Source organism: Marinobacter xestospongiae (assembly GCF_023156385.1).
Classification (GTDB): Bacteria; Pseudomonadota; Gammaproteobacteria; order Pseudomonadales; family Oleiphilaceae; genus Marinobacter; species Marinobacter xestospongiae.
In genome coordinates this window covers 64,315-84,792 of the sequence record NZ_JAKZAK010000001.1, presented here as the reverse complement: position 1 = coordinate 84,792, position 20,478 = coordinate 64,315, and the positions used below count along the sequence as shown (strand labels likewise).

Below are 20,478 nucleotides of genomic sequence, written 5' to 3'. Positions count from 1 at the left end.
TGTTACTCCGCTGCTTCGGTCAGGGTGACTTCACGCCAGCGCAGCACCGGCTGACCGCTTTCGCCGTCGTCACCGTAGTAGCCGATCAGCTGCACGGCGTAGACCGGCGAGGCGTCATCGTTGCGGTCGGTATCGATCAGGTAGACCCGGTAGTTTGGCCAGAGCTGGTGCTGTTCGCTCAGGTTGTAGGCGTACCAGCCATGATCCACAAACACCCCGCCGGTGGAATCGGCGTTGAAATGGCTGGCCAGTGAATTGCCACCGGGATCGGTGGTGGCGCTGGTGTAATCGGACAGATCGCTCCAGGTCATCGGGCCGAAGGCACCGCCGTCCCCATTGCCGGAAGGGCCACTGTTGGTTCGCAGGTAGAGACTGCGATCGGCAAAGCCGAGGACCAGGTCCCAGTTCTCGGAGCTGGCGCAGTCGACGGTGGCATTGCTGTCGAAATCGAAGCAGCGCTCACCACCTTCCGGCGGAATCGATCCGGTAAAGGTGGCGGTGCCGGTGAACTGTTCGGTACCGGCGGGCTGGACGTCAAAGCTGAACTCAAAGCTGGTAATGCCCTGCCCGGTACGGGTCGGGAAGGTAAACTCGGTGGCCCGCAGGCGGGCGTAGCTGTCGCCTTCGCCGGAGCGCAGCAGATAGCCGTTGTCGCTGTTGGCCGACATGTTGCCGTTGCTGTGGTCGTAGTTGTACCAGGCTTCGCCGAGACCACTGACTACAGAGTCCTGGCTCCAGCGGGCGGGCGCGGTAAAGGTGTCTTTCAGGTGCTCCAGTTCGGAATCCGGGGTGGCGTTGAGGAACACGTTGGCCACTGGCTCGCCACTGTCATCATAGAAGTCCGCCTGATCGTCACCGACCACGCCGACCACGGCGCCCGGCCCGGACGCACCGCCATTGAGCTGGATGTTGTAGCGGCGCAGGGCCAGGTGCCAGTCCTCGGACTCGGCGGCCTGGGCTGCGGTCAGGTTCAGTACCTCGCCAGACGCCAGATTGAGGTAGGCCATGGTGTCACTGCTGGAGGCATCGACCACCATGCGGGTGATGCCGTCACCACCATTGTCGGAACCGCCGTTATCGGGGTTGTCGTCGATCTTGTTGTCGCTGCTGCCGCCGCACCCGGTCAGGAGTGTGGTGGTCAGGGCCATTCCAATCATCCAGCGTGTCTGTGCCATGGATCTGTCCTTTTCTGTTATCAAGCGTGAAGGGTTGGTTTTCATTTTTTCAATGGGTTGCCACTGGCGTTTCACCAGCGTCTCGAGTCATCAGCGGGCGAACTTCAGTGTCAGGCCGCCGTAGATGAAGCGCCCCGCCACCGGGCCAAAATCGTTCTGGTTGTCGAAATCGCGCTGGCGGTCGGTGAGGTTGTCGACGCCGGCAAACAGCTTCAGGTTGTCGCCGAGACGTTGATTGAGCTTCAGGTCGACCGTCGTGAAGCCTGGCGAGGTGCGGCCGAAACTGGCGTCCACCACTTCCGAACTCTGGCTGCGGATGCGGGTGGACCAGGACATGCCGGGAATGCCGGTACGGCCATCGAGCGCCACCCGGCCCTGGTGTTCCGGGCGGCGGGTCAGGTCGACGCCGCCGGAGCGGTCTTCGGCCTCGGTGTAGGTGTAGCCCGCGGTCAGTTCCCAGCCGGGAGCGAGCTGCCAGCCGGCGGTGGTTTCGATACCGCGGGTGCGGGCCTTGGCGACATTGCGATAGGTGTAGACCGCCACGCCATCGCCCCGCTCGGTGGTGGCTATGGCATCGAACTCGGTCTGGATCAGGTCTTCGATGTTGTTGAGAAAGGCATTGACCTCCAACCAGCCCTGCTGGCGCACATTTATGCCCCACCCCAGCTGAACGCTCTCGGAAGACTCCGGCCGCAGCTCCGGCTGCCCCACCACCACGTAACCCAGCTGGCTGTGATCAAACAGGTAGTGGCGTTCCTTGAGGTTCGGCACCCGATAGCCGCCACCCCAACTGGCGCGGATGTAGTGGTTGACGTCGCTCCCCGGCGCCAGGTCGTAACGCAGGTTGAGCTTGGGGGCAAAGTGGTCGCCAAAATCGGAGTCGTACTGGCCCCGCAGGCCCACCACCCACTCCCAGCGGTCACTCGGCATCCAGGTGTCCTGCAGCCAAAGCTCCCGACTGCTGCGGCTGGCACGGTCGTCGCCGAACAGCTCAGAGACGCCATCCTTGGTCTGTTCCAGCGATTCATGACGGTAATCGCCCCCCACCATCAGGGTGTGAAACTCGGTCGCGGCCAGTTCGGTGTGGGCAGACAGCTGGGACAGGGTCAGGTCCGCACTGCGGAAGTCGTAGCGACTGGCGGCGTCGGACTTCTCAGTGTCATCGGTCAGGGTTTCATGCAACAGATTCCAGTGCAGCTGCTGGCGCTCCGACAACTGATGATGGCCACCCGAGCCCAGCCGCACCCGTTCTACCGACTCGTCCTTGATGTGATTCTCGGTGAGCCCGCCGGGGCGAGCCTGAATAAACCGCGAGGCCGCCTGTTCCTCGAACCCGCCAACCTCGGCAAAGACCTCCTGGCCAGCCTGTGGCAACCAGGTCAGCCGGGAGTTGAACTGGTTACGTTCGTACTCATCCCCCGGCCGCTGCCAGGTATCCGGCTGCGGATCGATACCATCGGACTCCTGGCTGGAACCGGACACCCGCAGCCGCCACTGGTCATTACCAAGATCGACACCGCCACGGAGGCTGTGGCGGCCCACATCCCAGTGATCGCCGCTGGGGTTCTGGTCACCATAGCTGCCGACATCCATCGTCAGCTCGCCCGCCAGTCCCGGCTCCACCTGACGGGTAATGACATTGATCACCCCGCCCATGGCGGCACTGCCGTACTGCGCCGAAACCGCGCCCTTGACCACTTCGATACGTTCAACATCGAGAATGGCCAGCTGACTGACATCCACCGACGACCCGGTGGTTGCCGTCATCGGCATGCCATCAATCAGCACCAGTACGCGATCGGCGTTGATGCCCTGCAACCAGACTTCCTGCCCGGCCTTGCCGTGGATGTTGCGCAGCAGCAGGCCAGGTACATCCTCCAGGGCATCAGCCACCGAGCGGGCGTGGGTTTTCTCCAGTTCCCGCCGGGTCACCACTTCGGTGCGCACAGGCGTGTCGCTGACAGTGCGGGCCGAGCGGGTACCGGTGACTACAATCTCATCAAGGTAGTGCGACTGCTCTTCGTTGGCCGCCATAGCGGGCGTCACGACACCGGACAGAGCCAGAGTCAGCAGCAGGGAACCGGACAGTGAGCAGGACGAAAAGGAAGACCGGAGTGTGAGAGGGATCATTTTAAACCTTAGAGCTAACGCTAATGAGAGTGATTCTTTTTTATTTTTAGCTCCAAGTCAATGAGAGATGCGACATACCGGGCAGAGGGTGACGGCCGATCGGGCCAGGCGGCCATCGTTGTGACAGTGTTCAAAAACCGGCTTTCAGTGATGCCAGATGGTTGTGCCCTGGCAGGGCGCTCGAAACATCGCCAAGGCGCTGGGGAAACGCTGGCGAAAAGAGATGGGTAAACAGCTTGGGCGGGAGGGCCGGCGCGCCCATCGAGAGGCCACGCCGGGGAGGATCAGGAGGCCCGGGGAGCCTCCGATCAGGCGATCAGTGCGCGGAGCCTTCTTCGGCCGCTTCGCCTTTGGCTTCGTCCTGCTGACGCTTGAGGGCCTGGGCGTAGATGGCGTCAAAGTTGACCGGTGCCAGCATCAGGGCCGGGAAGCTGCCCTTGTTGACGACTCCGTCGATGGCTTCGCGGGCGTAGGGGAACAGGATGTTGGGGCAGTACGCACCCAGCATCTGGCCCAGTTGCGGACCTTCAATGCCCTGAACCATGAACACACCGCCCTGTTGGATTTCGACGATGTAAGCCACTTTCTCGCCCACTTTGGCGGTGACAGTAAGAGACAGCACGACTTCGAACTGGTTGTCACTCAGCTTGCTGTGGGACGTGTTGAGGTCCAGGCTGACCTGCGGCTTCCACTGCTCCTGAAACACGTCCGGAGAGTTCGGAGACTCGAAAGACAGGTCCTTGACGTAGATACGCTGCAGTGCGAACTGAGGTTGGTTTTCGTTGCCGGCGGCGGCCTGCTGATTGTCAGCCATAGTGAATCCTTTTCGATCTCTTGATGGGCATGCGCCCGGTTATCATTCGGTTATGAGCGGCAGGCCAGAGCTCTCTGGTTCTGCGTGCTGTGGTAAGACAGTGCGGCAGATCGCGCGGCAATTCAAGGCCCCGACGGTGACCGGAGTCACCCGGCGATCATCACTTCTTGACCAGCGGCAGGTTGCTGGCTTTCCAGTCGGCGATACCGCCGTTGAGACGCACCACATTCTCATAGCCATCGGCGACCAGTTGCTTCACCGCCATGGCGGCGTGCTGCCCCATCTTGTCCGCAACAATAATCTGTTTGCCCTTGTGCTTGTCGAGTTCACCGGCACGCTCTTTCAGGCTGCTGAGGGGAATGTGCAGGGACCCGGTGATGTGGCCTTCGCCAAAGTCCTTGCGGTCGCGGATATCCAGCACAATGGCCTCGTCCCGGTTGATCAGGCTGACCGCCGCCTGGGCCGATACTTTCTGGCCACCCCGGCGGGATTCCAGCGTCAGCAGGGCAATCAACAGCACCACGAAGACCGACACCAGAATGTAATGATTGACAACGAACTCGAACAACCTGTCCATGAACTGACCCTGCAAACAGTGATTTTGGCGCGATTATACACACCCCTCCCCGGGGACAGAAGGCGCCCCACATAGCCTGCACCCGGCAAAACGGGTAGAATCGCCGCAGTTCTTTTCACCGCAATTCAACCGGACGATGTGATGACTGTGACGCGCAAGCCCACTGCACTGCTTATCCTCGATGGCTGGGGACACCGAGACCCGGCGGAAGACAACGCCATCAGCAAGGCCAATACCCCGTTCTGGGACCAGGTCTGGCACCAGCGCCCCAAAACCCTGGTGAACACGTCCGGCATGTTTGTGGGGCTGCCCCAGGGCCAGATGGGCAACTCCGAAGTCGGTCACATGAATCTGGGCGCCGGCCGCGTGGTGTACCAGAGCCTGACCCGTATCGACAAGGAACTCGCTGACGGCGATTTCCAGACCAACCCGGTGCTGTGTGCCGCCATCGACAAGGCCGTAGCGGCCGGTCGTGCCGTGCACCTGATGGGACTGCTGTCCCCTGGCGGCGTCCATAGCCACGAAGATCATATCCTCGCCGCCGCCGAGCTGGCCGCCAGCCGGGGTGCCAAGGAAGTCTACGTTCACGCATTCCTGGATGGCCGCGACATGCCCCCCCGCAGCGCCCAGCCGTCACTGGAAAAGGCAGCCGCCAAGCTCAAATCCCTCGGCGTTGGCCGCGTGGCCTCGATCATCGGGCGCTACTACGCCATGGACCGGGATAATCGCTGGGATCGCATCGAGGCAGCCTACAACCTGATGACCCTGGGCGAGGCGGAGTTCACTGCCGACAACCCGGTTGCCGCCCTGGAGCAGGCCTACGAGCGTGGTGAAAACGACGAGTTCGTCAAGGCCACCCGCATCCAGGCCGCCGGCGAGTCGGAAGCCACAATCAATGAAGGCGACACGGTGCTGTTCATGAACTTCCGTGCCGACCGCGCCCGCGAAATGACCCGCGCTTTTGTTGAAGCCGAGCTGGAAGGGTTTGGGCGTCGCAAGCGGCCGCAACTGGCTGACTTCGTGATGCTGACCGAATACGCCGCCGACATCGACACCAGCTGTGCCTACCCGCCGGAGAAACTGGTCAACGGCCTCGGCGAGATCATGGCCCAGCAGGGCAAGACCCAGCTGCGGATTGCCGAAACCGAGAAGTACGCCCACGTCACCTTCTTCTTCAACGGTGGCCTGGAAACGCCGTTCGAGGGCGAAGACCGGATTCTGGTGCCCTCCCCCAAGGTAGCCACTTACGACCTGCAGCCAGAAATGAGCGCACCGGAAGTCACCGACAAGCTGGTGGAAGCCATCAAGAGCGGCAAGTACGACCTGGTGGTGTGCAACTACGCCAACGGCGATATGGTGGGCCATACCGGCAATCTGGAAGCCGCCATCAAGGCCGCTGAATGCATTGACCAGTGCGTCAGACGTATTGCCGAAGCGCTGGAGGAAGTCGATGGCCAGGCTTTGGTCACCGCCGACCACGGTAACTGCGAGCAGATGACCGACCCCAACTCCGGCCAGGTCCATACCGCTCACACCATTGGTCCGGTGCCGCTGGTTTACCTGGGCTCGGCGTCACTGTCGCTGAAGGACGATGGCGCCCTCAGTGACATCGCACCGTCACTGCTGGACCTGATGGGACTGGAACAGCCTGCCGAAATGACCGGGCACAGCCTGGTCGAGCGGCACTGATCTCGCCATCATCCTGCGCTCGCTGATGCGCACCCGCCTCCCCTCACCCGGCTCCGGTTTTCGCACCTGCGGAACCCGGGGCCTGGGCACGGCTCTGCTGTTGCTCCTGACCCTGATTAATGCCCCTGTGCTGGCCGCTAACGATGACGTGTCACCAGCTCAGATCGAAGCCCTCAAGGAACGCATCGAAGACATCGATGACTGGCTCCAGGACGCCCGCGAGGACCGCTCCGATCTGGAAGAGCAGCTGGTCAGCACCGAGCAAACCATCAGCCGTCTGACCCGGGAACGTCGCGACCTGCGCCGCCAGATCGGCAATCAGCGAACGCGACTGGCGCAACTGGGCGAGAAAGAGCAGGAACTGACCGCCTCCCTGGCGCGCCAGCGGGACAGCCTCAAGCAGCAGATCCGCGCGGCCTGGATGGCGGGCGACACCCCGGCGATCAAGGTCCTGCTGAATGAGATCGATCCCCAGAATGTCGCCCGCACCATGACCTACTACGAGTACCTCAGCGCCGACACGGTGCGCCGGCTGGAAGCCTTCAACGCCAGCCTACAGGCACTCAAGACGACCCGCGAAGAGGTCAACCGGACCCAGACCGAACTGGCCCGGCTGGAGCGGGACGTGGCCAGCCGCCAGCAACAGCTGGAGACCAGGAAGGCGGAACGGCAACAGACCCTGGCCCGACTGCGAACCGAGATCAGCCAGCGCCAGAATGAGCGGGAACAGCTGGAATCCGACCGGGTACGGCTGGAGAAACTGCTCAAGGAAGTTGAGGCCGCCATTGCCAACATCCCGGCGCCAAACGAGTCACAACCTTTCCGGTCACTGCGCGCTAAACTGCCGTGGCCGGTTGCCGCCGGACGGGTCAGCCGTAACTTCGGCGAACAGCTTGCCCAGGGCCGGCTGCGCCACAACGGCCTGCTGCTGATCACTGACGCCGAGACCGAGGTGAAGGCGGTACACTATGGCCGCGTGGTGTTCGCCAACTGGCTGCGAGGCTTCGGGCTGATGACCATCATCGATCATGGCGACGGCTACATGAGCCTCTACGGCCACAGCAGCAGCCTGCTAGCCAGCCCCGGTGACTGGGTGGCGGCCGGCCAGGCCATCGCCATTGCCGGCCAGAGCGGCGGCACCGAGCAGCCAGCGGTGTACTTCGAGATCCGCCACAAGGGCACACCGCAGAATCCCCGTCGCTGGCTGGCACCTCGCTGAGCCCACCAGCCGGGACGGATGCCGGCAGCCAGGGCTGACAAAGCAGGCACGGGACGCCATACTGTCGAGCAGGAAAATTCAGGGCTCCCCAATCAATCAGGTATACAGGACGGGTGAATGGGAACGGTTAGAAGTACACGCCAGACAACAGCTTTTCGTGCATTGGCCACAGCCATCTGTCTCACCACCCTGCCCGGTCTGACCGCCGCCCAGGAACAGGCACCTGACCAGGAGGTGATCCTCGAAGGGACCGCCAACGGCCAGCAGGTTCAGATCCGCCTGCCCGACCCGGAAGAGCAACTGCCGCTGGAAGACCTGCGCAAGTTCACCGAGGTGTTTGGCCGCATCAAAGAGGCCTACGTGGAAGAGGTGGATGATCGCCAGCTGCTGGAAAGCGCGATCAAGGGCATGCTCGCCGACCTGGACCCCCACTCCACCTACCTGGCCCCAAAGGAATACGAAGAACTTGAAGAAAGCACCTCCGGTGAATTCGGTGGTCTGGGCATCGAAGTGGGCATGGAAGACGGCTTCATCAAGGTTATCACCCCCATCGACGACACCCCGGCCCAGAAAGCCGGCGTGCAGGCGGGCGACCTGATCATCAAGCTGGGTGACCAGCCGGTCAAGGGGCTGTCACTGGAGGAAGCCGTGAACCTGATGCGCGGCAAGCCCGGCACCACACTGTCCCTGACCATCATGCGGGAAACCGAGAACGCCCCCATCGAGATCGATGTGGTGCGGGATGTGATCAAGGTCACCAGCATCAAGTCACGACTGCTGGAGCCCGGCTACGGTTACGTGCGCATCACCCAGTTCCAGTCTGAAACCGGCAATGAGTTCCGCGACGCCATCCGCAGCCTGGCCGACGACAGCGACGGCCAGCTGGACGGTCTGGTGATCGACGTTCGCAACAACCCCGGCGGTGTATTGCAGGCGGCGGTGGGTGCGGCAGACGCCCTGCTGGACGAAGGCCTGATCGTCTATACCGAAGGCCGCATCCAGAGCTCACGACTGCGCTTCAGCGCCACCCCGGGCGATATCATTGCCGACACCCCCATCGTGGTGCTGATCAACGGCGGCTCGGCGTCCGCCTCGGAGATCCTCGCCGGCGCGCTGCAGGATCATCATCGTGCGGTTGTCATGGGCACCCAGTCCTTCGGCAAGGGCTCGGTACAGACGGTCATTCCGCTGGATGAGACCCACGCCATCAAGATGACCACCGCCCGCTACTTCACGCCGGATGGCCGCTCCATCCAGGCCCGCGGCATCACTCCCGACATCGAGGTGCGGCCGGCCCGCTTCACCGAGTTCGAAGGCCAGCCGTTCTTCACCGAGGCCGATCTCAGCGGCCACCTGGAAAACGGCGACGGTGAAGACGAGCTCAACAGTGAACAACGCAAGCAGCAGGACCAGAACAGCGACGCCAACGAATCCCACATGGAGCGGGACTTCCAGCTGCGTTCAGCGCTCAACCTACTCAAGGGCATGACCATCTTCCAGAACAAACAGGACGACGGGGACAACTAGCCGGATGCTACGCCTGGTACTGCTGATCGGCGCCCTGGTGGCGTCGCTGCCCGCCTTTGCCGATGCTCCCCCCAGGGTCGACGGCCAGGCGGTGCCGCCCACCATCGCCATCATCATTGATGACATGGGCCACAACCTGCGGGAGGGCGAGCGACTGATCGCCCTCGACCAGCCCATCACCCTGGCGTTCCTGCCCTACCGGCGCTTTACCCGATCACTGGCGGAATCGGCCCATCGACGCAACAAGGAGATCATGCTCCATGCGCCAATGGCCAATACCCACAACTTTGATCTGGGCCCCGGCGGTCTTACCAGCAGTATGTCGCGACAGGACGTGATCACCACCCTGCGTCGCTCGCTGCAGGCAATCCCCCACGTTCAGGGCGTCAACAACCACATGGGCAGCCTGCTGACCCAACAGATCGAACCCATGGAGTGGGTGATGTCGGAGCTGTACCGCTACCCGCTGTACTTCGTCGACAGCCGCACCATTGCCAGCTCCGTCGCCAGCGATGTGGCCGAGGCCTACCGCATTCCCACCCTGACCCGCGATGTGTTCCTCGATCACGAGCAGACCGAGGAATTCGTCGACCAGCAGTTCAAGCGGCTGGTTCAGCTGGCCAGGCGCAATGGCAGCGCCATTGGCATTGGCCATCCCCACCAGGTCACTGTGGACTACCTCGAAAAGCACCTGCCGCAACTGGACCAGCAGGGCATTGCCATCGCCACCGTCAGCGCCGTCTGGGCCCTGCGCAACAACAACCAGACGATGTTTGCCGAGGGCGAGAAACAACCCGTCGCGCCCACCCTCGCCAAGCGCCCCACCAGGCTTCAGCCATAAAAAAAGGCAGGCCCCGCTGGAGGTCTGCCTTCTGCTACCGGTATCAGGCTCAGATCGTCAAAGCCGGACTTCAATCCCCTGGTCCCGCATGGCTTCTTTGGCTTCGGGAATGGTGTGCTGACCAAAGTGGAAGATCGACGCGGCCAGCACGGCGTCGGCGCCGCCTTCGGTCACACCGTCCGCCAGATGCTGAAGCTCGCCGACGCCGCCGGAAGCGATCACCGGTACCGACACCGCGTCGCTGACCGCCCGGGTCAGACCCAGATCGAAGCCCACCTTGGTGCCGTCGCGGTCCATGCTGGTCAGCAGCAGCTCGCCGGCGCCCAGTTCGGTCATCTTGCGGGCCCATTCGATGGCGTCCAGCCCCGTGGGCTTACGGCCACCGTGAGTGAAGATCTCCCAGCGCTCGGGCTCACCGTCACCGCTGACCTTCTTGGCATCAATTGCTACCACGATGCACTGGCTGCCAAACCGCTCGGCGGCCTCGCGCACAAACTCCGGGTTGAACACCGCCGCGGTGTTGATGGAGACCTTGTCGGCGCCCGCATTCAGCAGCTTGCGGATGTCGTCCACGGTGCGCACACCGCCGCCCACGGTGAGCGGGATGAACACTTCCGCCGCCATCCGCTCCACGGTCTCGTAGGTGGTGTCCCGACTTTCATGGCTGGCGGTGATGTCGAGGAAGGTGATCTCATCCGCGCCCTGCTCGTTGTATTTGCGGGCCACTTCTACCGGATCACCGGCGTCACGGATATCGACGAAGTTGACCCCTTTCACCACCCGGCCCTTGTCGACGTCGAGACAGGGAATGATGCGTTTGGCCAGAGACATGAGTGTGCACTCCGCTAGTCAGTAGATTCGAAATTACAGGCTGTCGCAGTAGGCCTGGGCTTCGGCGACATCCAGGGTGCCTTCATAGATCGCGCGGCCGGTGATGGCCCCCAGGATACCCTTGTCGGCGACGGTCGCCAGACGTTTGAGGTCGTCCATGTTGGTGACACCGCCAGAGGCAATCACCGGAATACCACCAGCTTCGGCCAGGGCCGCGGTGGCTTCCACATTGACACCCTGCATCATGCCGTCGCGGGCGATGTCGGTATAGACAATGGAATCCACCCCATCGCTGGCAAAGCGCTTGGCCAGATCGGTGGCCATCACTTCGGAGACTTCGGCCCAGCCGTCGGTGGCCACGCGGCCGTCTTTGGCATCCAGACCAACAATGATATGGCCAGGGAAGCGCTGGCACATCTCAGTAACGAATTCCGGCTCTTTCACCGCCTTGGTGCCGATGATCACCCACTGCACACCGGCCTTGAGGTAAGCCTCGATGGTATCGGCAGAGCGGATACCGCCACCGATCTGGATTGGCAGATCCGGAAAACGCTTGGCGATGGCCTGCACGATTTCGCCATTCACCGGCTCACCGGCAAAGGCGCCGTTCAGGTCCACCAGGTGCAGGCGCCGGGCGCCGGCGTCGACCCAGCGGGCCGCCATATCGACGGGGTCGTCGGAGAATACTGTGGAGTCATCCATACGGCCCTGGCGCAGGCGTACACACTTGCCGTCTTTCAGATCGATGGCGGGGATAATCAGCATGAGAGGGAATCCGTTGTTGTCAGTTAGGCATCATGACCGGCTCAGGCGCCGGTCCAGTTGACGAAATTCTTCAGCAGTTGCAGGCCGGCGTTGTGGCTCTTCTCCGGGTGGAACTGGGCGGCGAAAATGTTGTCCCGGGCAACCGCAGCGGCCAGGTCGACGCCATAATGGGTGCGGCCAGCCAGGTCCGGATTGTGCTCGGCCTCGGCGTAGAAACTGTGCACAAAATAGAACCGTTCGCCATCCGGGATGTTGTGCCACAGCGGATGGTCCTGGGTTTGATAGACCTCGTTCCAGCCCATGTGGGGGACCTTGAGGCGCTCGCCGGCGTGGGGGCCGGACCGCTCCGTCAGCCCCTCACCGAAATAACGCACCTCGGCAGGGAACAGATTGATGCAGTCAACGCCGCCGTTTTCCTCGCTGCGGGACATCAGCGCCTGCATACCAACACAAATACCCAACAGCGGCCGGTCCCGGGAGACATCTTTCACCAGCTCATCCACCCCCAGCCGGCGGATCTCCGCCATGCAGTCGCGAATGGCGCCAACACCAGGCAGGATCACCCGGTCAGCCTCGCGAATAAGAGCGGCATCGTCGGTGACCAGCACCCGGGTATCGGGCGCCACATGCTCCACCGCCTTGCTGACGGAGTGCAGGTTGCCCATGCCGTAATCGATAATGGCGACGGTCTTCATCGTTTACCTACTCCAGCCGGTTACAGCGCACCTTTGGTGGACGGGGTGATCCCCGCCATGCGCTCGTCCATTTCAATGGCCATGCGCAGGGCACGGCCAAAGGCCTTGAACACCGTCTCGATCTGGTGGTGGGTATTCTTGCCACGCAGGTTATCGATGTGCAGGCTGACCATGGAGTGGTTAACAAAGCCGTGGAAAAACTCTTCGAACAGATCGACGTCAAAGCCACCCACCGCACCACGGGTGTAGGGCACATCCATGATCAGACCGGGACGTCCGGACAGGTCAATCACCACCCGCGAGAGTGCTTCATCCAGCGGAACATAAGCGTGGCCATAACGGCGAATGCCTTTCTTGTCACCCACGGCCTGCTTGAACGCCTGCCCCAGGGTGATGCCGATGTCCTCCACGGTGTGGTGGTCGTCGATGTGCAGATCCCCTTTCGCCACGATGTTCAGGTCCACCAGACCATGGCGGGCGATCTGATCCATCATGTGTTCAAGGAAAGGGACGCCGGTATCGAAATGGGCCTTACCGGTGCCATCGAGGTTGATCTCAACCGTGATCTGGGTTTCAAGGGTATCGCGTTCTACCCGAGCCTTACGTTCGGCCATGGGGACTCCAGTACAAAAGGACGGCATAGCGCCGGAAATCGAGTGAGTGGGGATTATACCTATTCTGCCCGCCAGCGTCCCCTGCCAGGAACTATCGAGGCCTTAGCCATCGGCTAATGAACAGCAGGAAGCGGCGGACAAGGGGTGCCGGCGAGCGGTCGCCGGCCCGGCAGGTTCAGAAGGCTTTTTTCAGGTTGGCGACGTAGGTGTCGACCAGGCTGTTGAACTCGTGCTTGATGACCGGACTGATCGCCAGCTTGAGCAGGCTCGGCAGCGGCAGGGTCAACTCAGCGGTGGTCTTGAACTTGAGGGCCGTAGCGCTGTCGCCGTTAGCGCGGATCGACCAGGAACCTTTTACCACACCATTGCCCTCGCCTTTCACCGGCTCCCAGGTAATGCTGCCGGCGTCTTTATCGGCGTAGTACTTGCTGGCATAAACCGACTGGATCGCGTGCTTGTCGACACCGATCTTTTCCATTTCCCAGCGATAGGCGTTGTCGCCCAGGTCCACCAGCTTGTCGACCTTGGGAAAATGAGCCGCCGACCGGGGAACATCCGCCAGCAGATCAAATACCTCGTCATAACCCGCCGGAATTTCGAATTCCCGACTCAGCTCAATGGATACGGTGATAGCCACAAACGACTCCTCTTGTTTTTGAATGTCCCGTATGGTCCGTCCAATGGGCGACCGGGCCTGATGATAATAAAGACCTTCGCGCCTGGGTTCGGCAAAGGGCCTATTCTGGCCTAACACTAACGCATTGTCATACTCTTCGGGTTTAATTCTGCTATGCCTGAGATATCCTCGATCAAGTAAGCCTCTGGACAACTTCGGATCACACCAGGCCGTCAGAGCGGTTTACACTGATGGCCCAGATACATCAGAAAGGACGCAAACGCCATGAAAGCTGTTCGTTACCTGGTGCTCGCCGTGCTGGCCATCATTGTGCTGGCCGCCGCCGCTGTCGCCATCGCCGTTGCCGTCATCGATCCCAACACCTACAAACCACAGATCGAACGGGTGGTCGAGAAAGCCACCAATCTGGATCTGGTGCTGGATGGCGATATTGGCTGGTCGTTCATTCCCCTTGGCCTGGAACTGAACAAGGTGGAAGCCAACCTTGAGGGCGAACGCTTTGTGGCACTGGAACAACTGGTGGCGCAGCTGGATTTCTGGTCGCTGGTGAAGATGGCGCCGCAGGTGGATACCTTTGTCCTGGACGGCCTGGATGCTCACCTGGTGGTGAACCCGCAGGGCGAAGGCAACTGGACCCGGATCATACCGGAGTCCACCAGCGACATTGCCGCTACCGCAGCCGAGGCCGCCGACCAACAACCATCGCAGGTGACGTCGACGGAGAGCGGCGAACAGCAGCCGCTGAACTTCAATGTCAACAGCGTCCAGATCAGCAACGCCCGCGTTCGCTACGATGATCAGGCCACCGGCCAGTCCTTTGCTCTGGAAGGCGTTACTGCCAACGCCAGTGCCATCACCCTGGGCAAGAGCTTTCCGCTGCAACTGGCGTTTCGGGTCGCCCTGGGCCAGCCACAGATGGCGGTGGATGGCTCGGTACGCGCCAACCTGACCGCCAACGAAGCGCTCAACCGGTTCGATGTGGACGGTCTTGACGGCAAGTTCGCCCTCAGCGGGGAACCTTTCGGCGCCCAAACCGTTGAAACCCGCCTGACCGGCGCCCTCGCCGCCGATCTTGAAAACGAAACCGCCTCAATCAACGACCTCAAGGTCACCGTGGCCAACCTGTCGCTGACCAGCAACCTGAGCGTCAACGGATTTGGTGACGCGCCGCAGCTTGCCGGCAACCTCAACATCGCGGAATTCTCGCTGCAGGAACTGCTCGCCGCCCTCGGACAGGCACCGATCGAGACCGCCGACGAAGACGTGCTGCAGGCGGTCTCGTTCAAAACCAACCTCAACGGCCCGGCAGGCCAGGTCACCCTGGACAACCTGTCCCTGGCGCTGGATGACACCACCTTCACGGGCAACGCCCGCTACGGCCTCAGCAACGGCGCCATTGCCCTGAAGCTGCAGGGCGACAGCTTCAACCTGGACCGCTACCTGCCGCCTGCCGGCGACGACAATGAAGCTGCCCCGGCAGCGGAAAGCGAAGCACCGGCCCAGGCCGCCAGCGACCCGGAGGCAGACCTGCTGCCACTGGAGACCCTGCGCGGACTGGGCCTCGATATTGACCTCGGGCTCGGCCAACTGGTGGCCAGCAACCTCACCATCAGCGATCTCAAGGCGGTGATCACCGGCAACAACGGCCTGCTGAAAGCCGAGCAACTGAGCGCCAACCTCTACGATGGCCAGATGAAGGCCTCCGCCACCCTGGACGCCCGCAGCGACAACCCGCAGTGGCAGGTTCGCCAGGATCTCACCGGCGTGAAGATGCAACCGCTGCTCACAGACCTGGCAGAACTGGACATGCTCGACGGTGCCGCCAACCTGGTGGTGGACGTGCGCACCAACGGCAACTCCATGGCAGCCATCCGCAGCAACGCCAAGGGCCGGATTGACTTCAATCTGGCGGAGGGCCAGTTCACCCGCATGAACCTGACCCGTATGGCCTGTCGCGGCATCGCCTTGGCCAACCAGGATCAACTGGGCGACACCGGCTGGGGCACCACCACGCCATTCAACGACATGCACGGCACCCTGGTGATCGACGGCAATACCCTCACCAACAGCGACCTGGTGGCCGCCCTGGCCGGCATGCGGCTGGAGGGCAACGGCACCGTCGACCTGGCACAGAGCGAGGTGGATTACGAAGCCGGCCTGCGAATCGTCGGCGAGATTCACCGCGACGAGGCCTGCCGGGTCACCAAGTATGTGGAGAACGTCATCATTCCGGTAGAATGCCGCGGCAGCCTGGACGGCGACACCGCCAAGCTCTGCTCCTTCGATGGTTCCCGCTTCCGCGATACCCTCAAGGACATGGCCGAAAACGCCGCCCGCGCCAAGGCCGAAGAAGAGATCGACCGCGGCCGCCGTCGGGCTGAAGAGCGAATCAACGAAGAACTGGACGAGCGCCTCGACAGCGAGGACGCCGAAAAGGTCAAAGACGCCATCCGGGGGCTGTTCAAGTAATGCCAGACCGATTCGCCCAGCGCCTGCTGGGCTGGTACGACCGCCACGGCCGCAAGCAGCTGCCGTGGCACCACAACCGCAACGCCTACCGGGTCTGGGTTTCGGAGATCATGCTCCAGCAGACCCAGGTAACCACCGTCATCCCCTACTTCGAAGCGTTCATGGAGCGCTTCCCGGGCGTTCATGAACTCGCATCTGCCCCGGTGGACGACGTCCTCAGCCACTGGTCCGGCCTGGGCTACTACGCCCGCGCCAGAAACCTGCAGAAAGCCGCGCAGCAGGTGGTGGAGCGGTTCGATGGCGAGTTCCCCGGCAACCAGGATGAGCTGGAATCCCTGCCCGGCATCGGCCGTTCAACCGCCGCCGCCATTCTCGCCCAGGCGTTCCAGCAGCGGGCCACCATCCTCGACGGCAACGTCAAACGGGTGCTGGCCCGCCACCATGCAGTGCCCGGCTGGCCGGGCCAGACCGCTGTGCTCAATCGCCTCTGGCAGCACGCCGAAACCCATACCCCACATCAACGGGTGCGGGACTACACCCAGGCCATCATGGACCTCGGCGCCATGGTCTGCACCCGCAGCCGGCCCGCCTGTGAGGACTGCCCGGTGGTGGCCACCTGCGAGGCCTACGCCCGGGACGAGGTTCGCCTGTACCCTGGCTCCAAGCCGAAGAAACAGAAGCCGGAGAAAACCACCTGGATGCTGATTCTGGAAGACCACGAGGGCCGGGTGCTGTTGCAGCGACGCCCACCCAGCGGCATCTGGGGCGGCCTGTGGAGCCTGCCGGAGCTGGACCCGGCCTACAACTTGGAAGAGCTGGCAGACGCCTGTGCCGACACCTTCGGCCTGACCTGCAGCGAAGCAATCGCCCAGGCCGGCTTCCGCCACACCTTCAGCCACTACCACCTGCACATCCAGCCCGCCCGGCTGCTGACCGCAGGCCACATCGGCGTCCATGAAGCCCCCGACCACGGCTGGTTCCACCGGGACGAGGCCCTGACCCTGGGCCTGCCCGCCCCCATCCGCACGCTACTGACCGAACCCGCACAGGCTGCGCTGATCTAGCGGGCCTCTGTTATCATCTATCGTCCAGACACACCCGCAGGCACCGACACAGAAGGAGATGCCATGAGCCGTACCGTCTTTTGCCGCAAATACCAGCAGGACCTCGAAGGACTGGACTTCCCCCCCATGCCGGGCAAAAAAGGCGAGGAGCTTTTCCAGAACGTCTCCAAGAAAGCCTGGCAGGAATGGCAGCACCAGCAAACCATGCTGATCAACGAGAAACACCTCAACCTGATGGACCCGGACACCCGCAAATACCTTCAGGCCCAGATGGACCATTTCTTCAACAACGAGCCCTTCGACCAGGCCGAAGGCTACGTGCCACCGGAGCAATAAGCCCGGAATTGATCAGGGTTTGAGCAAGACCGAAAAGTTTCAAACTTTTTTCAAACACGGCCTTGACTCACCCCGGCGAAACCGGTTTAATAGCGCCCCGTTGCAGCACAGCAGCGACTTGCCCGGATAGCTCAGTTGGTAGAGCAGGGGATTGAAAATCCCCGTGTCGGTGGTTCGATTCCGCCTCCGGGCACCACGAATTCAATGACTTAGCCCGCCTCGTGCGGGCTTTGTTGTTTTTGGGTGTCAACGAAGTGTCAACAGAATTTTAGCCGTAGTGTAGCGCGGCGGCAGTTTTGGCACCGATTTGCGACAGCTTTGTCCCTCCCGAAAGCACTGCCATAGCCCCAGGATTAAGCCAGCGGCATCCCCCTAACCTAGGCTCAATGGAGCCTTACTGAAGATCTTCAATGACTGGCCGAAGTCTCTCCAAGGTTTGAAACTCTTCATCAATTGCATTGTTGAGGATGCCCTCTGGCTCACTCAATTCATTGGTTACAGCAATACCTTCAGCAACTGCATCGACCATCACTGAGTAGTAGAACTTTTTCGCCAATAGCGCATTCAATATCATGCAAGTGCTCAGGATATTGACGCTATTAACTATCTCTATGCTATCGTCTCTCTCGCTGTCCTCCCCATCGAAGCGCCATTTCAAACCAATCTGTAGTGGTCAACTAATCCCGGACAGTATTTTAAGTTTCTCCTCTGCAGCAACCGGAGACATGCCACCGTTGAATGAGTGTGGTCGCTGCTGGTTGTAGTAGCCCATCAGATAGCCACCAACATCCTTCTCTGCCTCCAACAGGCTTCGATACCCCAAGACTGGCACCCACTCCGATTTCAGGCTTCGGAACAACCTTTCCATCGGAGCATTGTCCCAGCAGTTGCCACGCCGACTCATGCTTTGGGTCATCCGGTAGCGCCAAAGCCGCTGACGGAACTTGCGGCTGGCGTACTGGCTTCCCTGATCCGAGTGGAACATGACTTTTTCTGGTCGACTACGCTGTTCCCAGGCGTGATCCAGAGTGATAGCTATCCTTACAAAAACGAACTCACGGATCTGGCTCGTCGGCTGGTTCCGGGATAGATGCCCGGGCTCCCCCGGCCCGACGCAATGGGGGTAAGGGGGTGGTGTGTCCAGACAACAGGAATTGATCAACTATCAGACAGTCATAACCGCATCTGAGCGTTCATAGCGGTAAACCGCCCAGTCTGCGAGAGTTGTTGGGTAGCTATGAGAAATCCGGGCCAGGATACGGGACGGTCGCAAAGCGAACCTTCAGCTTTGGCGATAATAACCTAGCGCTGAGGTAATCGGCGCCGGAGCGCCAGCGCAGAGAACCAAAAGCACCACGCGTTTGGCATCCGGTTGAACGCCTGGCTATCGCATCGAATGCTTGGCCCCGGTAGTAAGAACTTTAAGTGGCGAGGAACTGAATCACAAATGTTGGCATCGAATCGGCAAGAAATATTTGGCGATCCCTAAAAATTTTTCGTTATTCATGCGGTTAGCCATTTAATAAAGTAGCCATCACTTGTTGAACACTGGCAAGGAAGCACAACAACGTAATATAGGGATAAGCAATGGAAAATCTTGAAAGTTTGCTGGAAACACATCACCGAGATGCCTTCCCGGCACAGAAGCTGAAAAAGTGTGCCGAGGAGTTCTCTCGCAATGGCTATCTCAAATTCGATATGGGAGAGCTTATTCCGGCGCAGCTGTTCGACCAAGTGATTGCTGAATCTGATCAACTGCTTGAAGAGCACAGCATCCGCCGCGACGTGCAAGTTGCATCAACCGGATACAGTAAGCGCTTCATGAGCAATGTGACAGCGCAGGGCATCCGGGACCACGGCGCAATCATCAACGCGCTGTACAAGTCTCCCGCGCTGCGGGGACTGCTGGGCAAAATCGCGGGTGACAAGCTGGCGGATTGCTGGGAAGAAGAGCATTTCCTGATCAACAAGCTGGAGCGGGAAGGCGACACCCACGGCTGGCACTGGGGTGACTACCCCTATACCGTGATCTGGATTCTGGAAGCACCGGCGATCGAGCATGGCGGAGTCCTGCAGTGTATCCCTCACACCACCTGGGATAAGCAAAACCCTCAGATCGATCAGTACATCGTCGATAACCCCATTCGTTCTTATTACCACGTTACCGGACAGGCGTATTTCCTGAAGTCAGACACCACTTTGCACCGTGTCACGCCGATGAAAGGTGAGGTCCCCCGGATCATTCTCAATACGTGCTGGGCGAGTGCGAACGACAAGCGTGAGCAGGTCGAGCACGAAACCATGGTTGCGGCATTCATTTAACAAAAGGAATTGAATCAATGACTGTATTAGCAAAAGACTTCCAAGAGAACGACTTCAAAGTCATGCAGAGATCATCAGGCGTGTCTGAGTCAGTGAAAGCGTATCTCGACCAGAAGGTGGAAGAGATCCTGGCTCACCGTTCGGTCAATCATCCATTCCTGGCGTGGTATGGCGAGAATGCTCTGTCCAAGGAGCAGGAAAAGCAGCTGTATCTGGAGACGAACGCCTACTTCAAGTATCTGCCCTTTTACGTGGCGAACATCTCGACCATTACGCGGGACGAAGCGGTGCTTCGCGAGGTGCTCCATAACTCTACGGATGAGCTGGGTACCCAGAAATCACACAGTGATATGTTCGCGCAATTCCTGAACATGCTTGATATCACCTCCGAAGACATCGAAGCCTACGAGCCTCTGGAATCTTCGGTAGCACTAAATGAAGGCATCAAGGAAATCTACAACAGCCTGCCTCTGGAGCGTGCGCTTGGCGCTCTGTTCGCCGACGAGACCCAGTCTGCAGCGATGTGCTCGCGCTACAACGAAGGCCTGAAGAATCAGGGCTACGATGCTCGTACCCGGCATTTTTGGGAGCTGCACATTGAGGCAGAAATCGGACACAGCAACGCCATCTACAACATCCTCGGTCCCTATGTAACCGACGATGAAGGAAAAGAGCGTTTCGAGTCTGGCATCGCTCATTACTTGCAGCTGATGGAAAAGTTCTGGAACAACGTTGAGCTGCGCGTGAAAGACACAGCAGCGGCGTGCGCCTAA

General features: G+C 60.8%; 19 protein-coding genes, 1 tRNA gene and 1 pseudogene. 10 read left to right on the top strand and 11 right to left on the bottom strand.

All coding sequences use genetic code 11. The features are described 5' to 3' along the window. Positions 1 to 2: 2 nt before the first annotated feature. The 4 genes from MLD24_RS00400 to MLD24_RS00385 form a co-directional block, all read right to left on the bottom strand. Positions 3 to 1,175: an HmuY family protein gene (locus MLD24_RS00400; protein WP_248163157.1), complete on the bottom strand. Its 1,173-nt coding sequence runs from the start codon at positions 1,173 to 1,175 to the stop codon at positions 3 to 5. A gap of 90 nt (positions 1,176 to 1,265) precedes the next feature. Then, on the bottom strand, positions 1,266 to 3,305 hold the full coding sequence (locus MLD24_RS00395; protein WP_248163156.1) for a TonB-dependent receptor plug domain-containing protein: 2,040 nt from the start codon (positions 3,303 to 3,305) through the stop codon (positions 1,266 to 1,268). A gap of 316 nt (positions 3,306 to 3,621) precedes the next feature. Continuing rightward, the gene (secB, locus tag MLD24_RS00390; protein ID WP_227174095.1) at positions 3,622 to 4,119 is read right to left on the bottom strand and encodes a protein-export chaperone SecB; all 498 of its coding nucleotides are present in this window, start codon (positions 4,117 to 4,119) and stop codon (positions 3,622 to 3,624) included. Positions 4,120 to 4,279: 160 nt separating this feature from the next. Then, positions 4,280 to 4,696, bottom strand: coding sequence for a rhodanese-like domain-containing protein (locus MLD24_RS00385; protein ID WP_227174094.1), 417 nt, complete (start codon positions 4,694 to 4,696; stop codon positions 4,280 to 4,282). A gap of 141 nt (positions 4,697 to 4,837) precedes the next feature. Between MLD24_RS00385 and gpmM the strand changes: the two genes are divergently transcribed. The 4 genes from gpmM (at position 4,838) to MLD24_RS00365 (ending at position 9,972) form a co-directional block, all read left to right on the top strand. Next, positions 4,838 to 6,385, top strand: a complete 1,548-nt coding sequence (gene gpmM / locus MLD24_RS00380) for a 2,3-bisphosphoglycerate-independent phosphoglycerate mutase (RefSeq protein WP_248163155.1) — start codon at positions 4,838 to 4,840, stop codon at positions 6,383 to 6,385. A 115-nt stretch (positions 6,386 to 6,500) separates the two neighbouring features. After that, positions 6,501 to 7,604: a murein hydrolase activator EnvC family protein gene (locus MLD24_RS00375; protein ID WP_425562305.1), complete on the top strand. Its 1,104-nt coding sequence runs from the start codon at positions 6,501 to 6,503 to the stop codon at positions 7,602 to 7,604. 117 nt (positions 7,605 to 7,721) lie between these two features. After that, positions 7,722 to 9,131 (top strand): S41 family peptidase, encoded by a 1,410-nt coding sequence (locus MLD24_RS00370; protein WP_227174090.1) that lies wholly within the window; start codon positions 7,722 to 7,724, stop codon positions 9,129 to 9,131. A 4-nt stretch (positions 9,132 to 9,135) separates the two neighbouring features. After that, a complete protein-coding gene (locus MLD24_RS00365) occupies positions 9,136 to 9,972 on the top strand; it encodes a divergent polysaccharide deacetylase family protein (protein WP_248163153.1) in 837 nt (278 codons plus the stop codon). 57 nt (positions 9,973 to 10,029) lie between these two features. Here the strand turns inward: MLD24_RS00365 and hisF are convergent, their stop codons facing one another. The 5 genes from hisF to MLD24_RS00340 form a co-directional block, all read right to left on the bottom strand. Continuing rightward, a complete protein-coding gene (gene hisF / locus MLD24_RS00360) occupies positions 10,030 to 10,803 on the bottom strand; it encodes an imidazole glycerol phosphate synthase subunit HisF (RefSeq protein WP_248163152.1) in 774 nt (257 codons plus the stop codon). 33 nt (positions 10,804 to 10,836) lie between these two features. Further along, positions 10,837 to 11,568, bottom strand: a complete 732-nt coding sequence (gene hisA / locus MLD24_RS00355) for a 1-(5-phosphoribosyl)-5-[(5-phosphoribosylamino)methylideneamino]imidazole-4-carboxamide isomerase (RefSeq protein ID WP_227174084.1) — start codon at positions 11,566 to 11,568, stop codon at positions 10,837 to 10,839. A gap of 41 nt (positions 11,569 to 11,609) precedes the next feature. Next, the gene (gene hisH, locus MLD24_RS00350) at positions 11,610 to 12,263 is read right to left on the bottom strand and encodes an imidazole glycerol phosphate synthase subunit HisH (RefSeq protein WP_248163151.1); all 654 of its coding nucleotides are present in this window, start codon (positions 12,261 to 12,263) and stop codon (positions 11,610 to 11,612) included. Positions 12,264 to 12,283: 20 nt separating this feature from the next. Beyond that, positions 12,284 to 12,877 carry an imidazoleglycerol-phosphate dehydratase HisB gene (hisB, locus tag MLD24_RS00345; protein ID WP_248163150.1) on the bottom strand — a complete coding sequence of 198 codons (594 nt, stop codon included), beginning with the start codon at positions 12,875 to 12,877 and terminating at the stop codon, positions 12,284 to 12,286. 175 nt (positions 12,878 to 13,052) lie between these two features. After that, the gene (locus MLD24_RS00340; protein WP_227174079.1) at positions 13,053 to 13,514 is read right to left on the bottom strand and encodes an SRPBCC family protein; all 462 of its coding nucleotides are present in this window, start codon (positions 13,512 to 13,514) and stop codon (positions 13,053 to 13,055) included. A 264-nt stretch (positions 13,515 to 13,778) separates the two neighbouring features. On the opposite strand from MLD24_RS00340, the gene MLD24_RS00335 reads away from it, so the two are divergent. From MLD24_RS00335 to MLD24_RS00320, 4 genes are all read left to right on the top strand, one after another. Beyond that, a complete protein-coding gene (locus MLD24_RS00335; protein WP_248163149.1) occupies positions 13,779 to 15,983 on the top strand; it encodes an AsmA family protein in 2,205 nt (734 codons plus the stop codon). After that, positions 15,983 to 17,047, top strand: coding sequence for an A/G-specific adenine glycosylase (gene mutY / locus MLD24_RS00330; protein ID WP_248163148.1), 1,065 nt, complete (start codon positions 15,983 to 15,985; stop codon positions 17,045 to 17,047). Before MLD24_RS00335 ends, mutY begins: the two co-directional genes overlap by 1 nt. A 63-nt stretch (positions 17,048 to 17,110) precedes the next feature. Next, positions 17,111 to 17,383 carry an oxidative damage protection protein gene (locus MLD24_RS00325; RefSeq protein ID WP_227174075.1) on the top strand — a complete coding sequence of 91 codons (273 nt, stop codon included), beginning with the start codon at positions 17,111 to 17,113 and terminating at the stop codon, positions 17,381 to 17,383. A 120-nt stretch (positions 17,384 to 17,503) separates the two neighbouring features. Beyond that, positions 17,504 to 17,579, top strand: a tRNA-Phe gene (locus tag MLD24_RS00320). Positions 17,580 to 17,777: 198 nt separating this feature from the next. Here MLD24_RS00320 and MLD24_RS00315 read toward each other — a convergent pair. Continuing rightward, the gene (locus MLD24_RS00315) at positions 17,778 to 17,957 is read right to left on the bottom strand and encodes a hypothetical protein (protein ID WP_248163147.1); all 180 of its coding nucleotides are present in this window, start codon (positions 17,955 to 17,957) and stop codon (positions 17,778 to 17,780) included. Positions 17,958 to 18,056: 99 nt separating this feature from the next. Continuing rightward, positions 18,057 to 18,410, bottom strand: a pseudogene (locus MLD24_RS00310) (integrase core domain-containing protein); the annotation flags it as partial. A 560-nt stretch (positions 18,411 to 18,970) separates the two neighbouring features. Here MLD24_RS00310 and MLD24_RS00305 point away from each other — a divergent pair. Beyond that, positions 18,971 to 19,705, top strand: a complete 735-nt coding sequence (locus MLD24_RS00305) for a HalD/BesD family halogenase (RefSeq protein WP_248163146.1) — start codon at positions 18,971 to 18,973, stop codon at positions 19,703 to 19,705. A 17-nt stretch (positions 19,706 to 19,722) separates the two neighbouring features. Continuing rightward, positions 19,723 to 20,478 (top strand): iron-containing redox enzyme family protein, encoded by a 756-nt coding sequence (locus MLD24_RS00300; RefSeq protein WP_248163145.1) that lies wholly within the window; start codon positions 19,723 to 19,725, stop codon positions 20,476 to 20,478.

What these genes read in the sequence shown, in the direction of transcription:
- MLD24_RS00315 (WP_248163147.1), bottom strand. Translation starts at nt 17,957, where the DNA reads ATGATATTGAATGCGCTATTGGCGAAAAAGTTCTACTACTCAGTGATG.
- mutY (WP_248163148.1), top strand. Translation starts at nt 15,983, where the DNA reads ATGCCAGACCGATTCGCCCAGCGCCTGCTGGGCTGGTACGACCGCCAC.
- hisB (WP_248163150.1), bottom strand. Translation starts at nt 12,877, where the DNA reads ATGGCCGAACGTAAGGCTCGGGTAGAACGCGATACCCTTGAAACCCAG.
- hisA (WP_227174084.1), bottom strand. Translation starts at nt 11,568, where the DNA reads ATGCTGATTATCCCCGCCATCGATCTGAAAGACGGCAAGTGTGTACGC.
- MLD24_RS00395 (WP_248163156.1), bottom strand. Translation starts at nt 3,305, where the DNA reads ATGATCCCTCTCACACTCCGGTCTTCCTTTTCGTCCTGCTCACTGTCC.
- gpmM (WP_248163155.1), top strand. Translation starts at nt 4,838, where the DNA reads ATGACTGTGACGCGCAAGCCCACTGCACTGCTTATCCTCGATGGCTGG.
- MLD24_RS00325 (WP_227174075.1), top strand. Translation starts at nt 17,111, where the DNA reads ATGAGCCGTACCGTCTTTTGCCGCAAATACCAGCAGGACCTCGAAGGA.
- secB (WP_227174095.1), bottom strand. Translation starts at nt 4,119, where the DNA reads ATGGCTGACAATCAGCAGGCCGCCGCCGGCAACGAAAACCAACCTCAG.
- hisF (WP_248163152.1), bottom strand. Translation starts at nt 10,803, where the DNA reads ATGTCTCTGGCCAAACGCATCATTCCCTGTCTCGACGTCGACAAGGGC.
- MLD24_RS00305 (WP_248163146.1), top strand. Translation starts at nt 18,971, where the DNA reads ATGGAAAATCTTGAAAGTTTGCTGGAAACACATCACCGAGATGCCTTC.
- MLD24_RS00400 (WP_248163157.1), bottom strand. Translation starts at nt 1,175, where the DNA reads ATGGCACAGACACGCTGGATGATTGGAATGGCCCTGACCACCACACTC.
- MLD24_RS00385 (WP_227174094.1), bottom strand. Translation starts at nt 4,696, where the DNA reads ATGGACAGGTTGTTCGAGTTCGTTGTCAATCATTACATTCTGGTGTCG.
- MLD24_RS00300 (WP_248163145.1), top strand. Translation starts at nt 19,723, where the DNA reads ATGACTGTATTAGCAAAAGACTTCCAAGAGAACGACTTCAAAGTCATG.
- MLD24_RS00365 (WP_248163153.1), top strand. Translation starts at nt 9,136, where the DNA reads ATGCTACGCCTGGTACTGCTGATCGGCGCCCTGGTGGCGTCGCTGCCC.
- MLD24_RS00335 (WP_248163149.1), top strand. Translation starts at nt 13,779, where the DNA reads ATGAAAGCTGTTCGTTACCTGGTGCTCGCCGTGCTGGCCATCATTGTG.
- MLD24_RS00370 (WP_227174090.1), top strand. Translation starts at nt 7,722, where the DNA reads ATGGGAACGGTTAGAAGTACACGCCAGACAACAGCTTTTCGTGCATTG.
- hisH (WP_248163151.1), bottom strand. Translation starts at nt 12,263, where the DNA reads ATGAAGACCGTCGCCATTATCGATTACGGCATGGGCAACCTGCACTCC.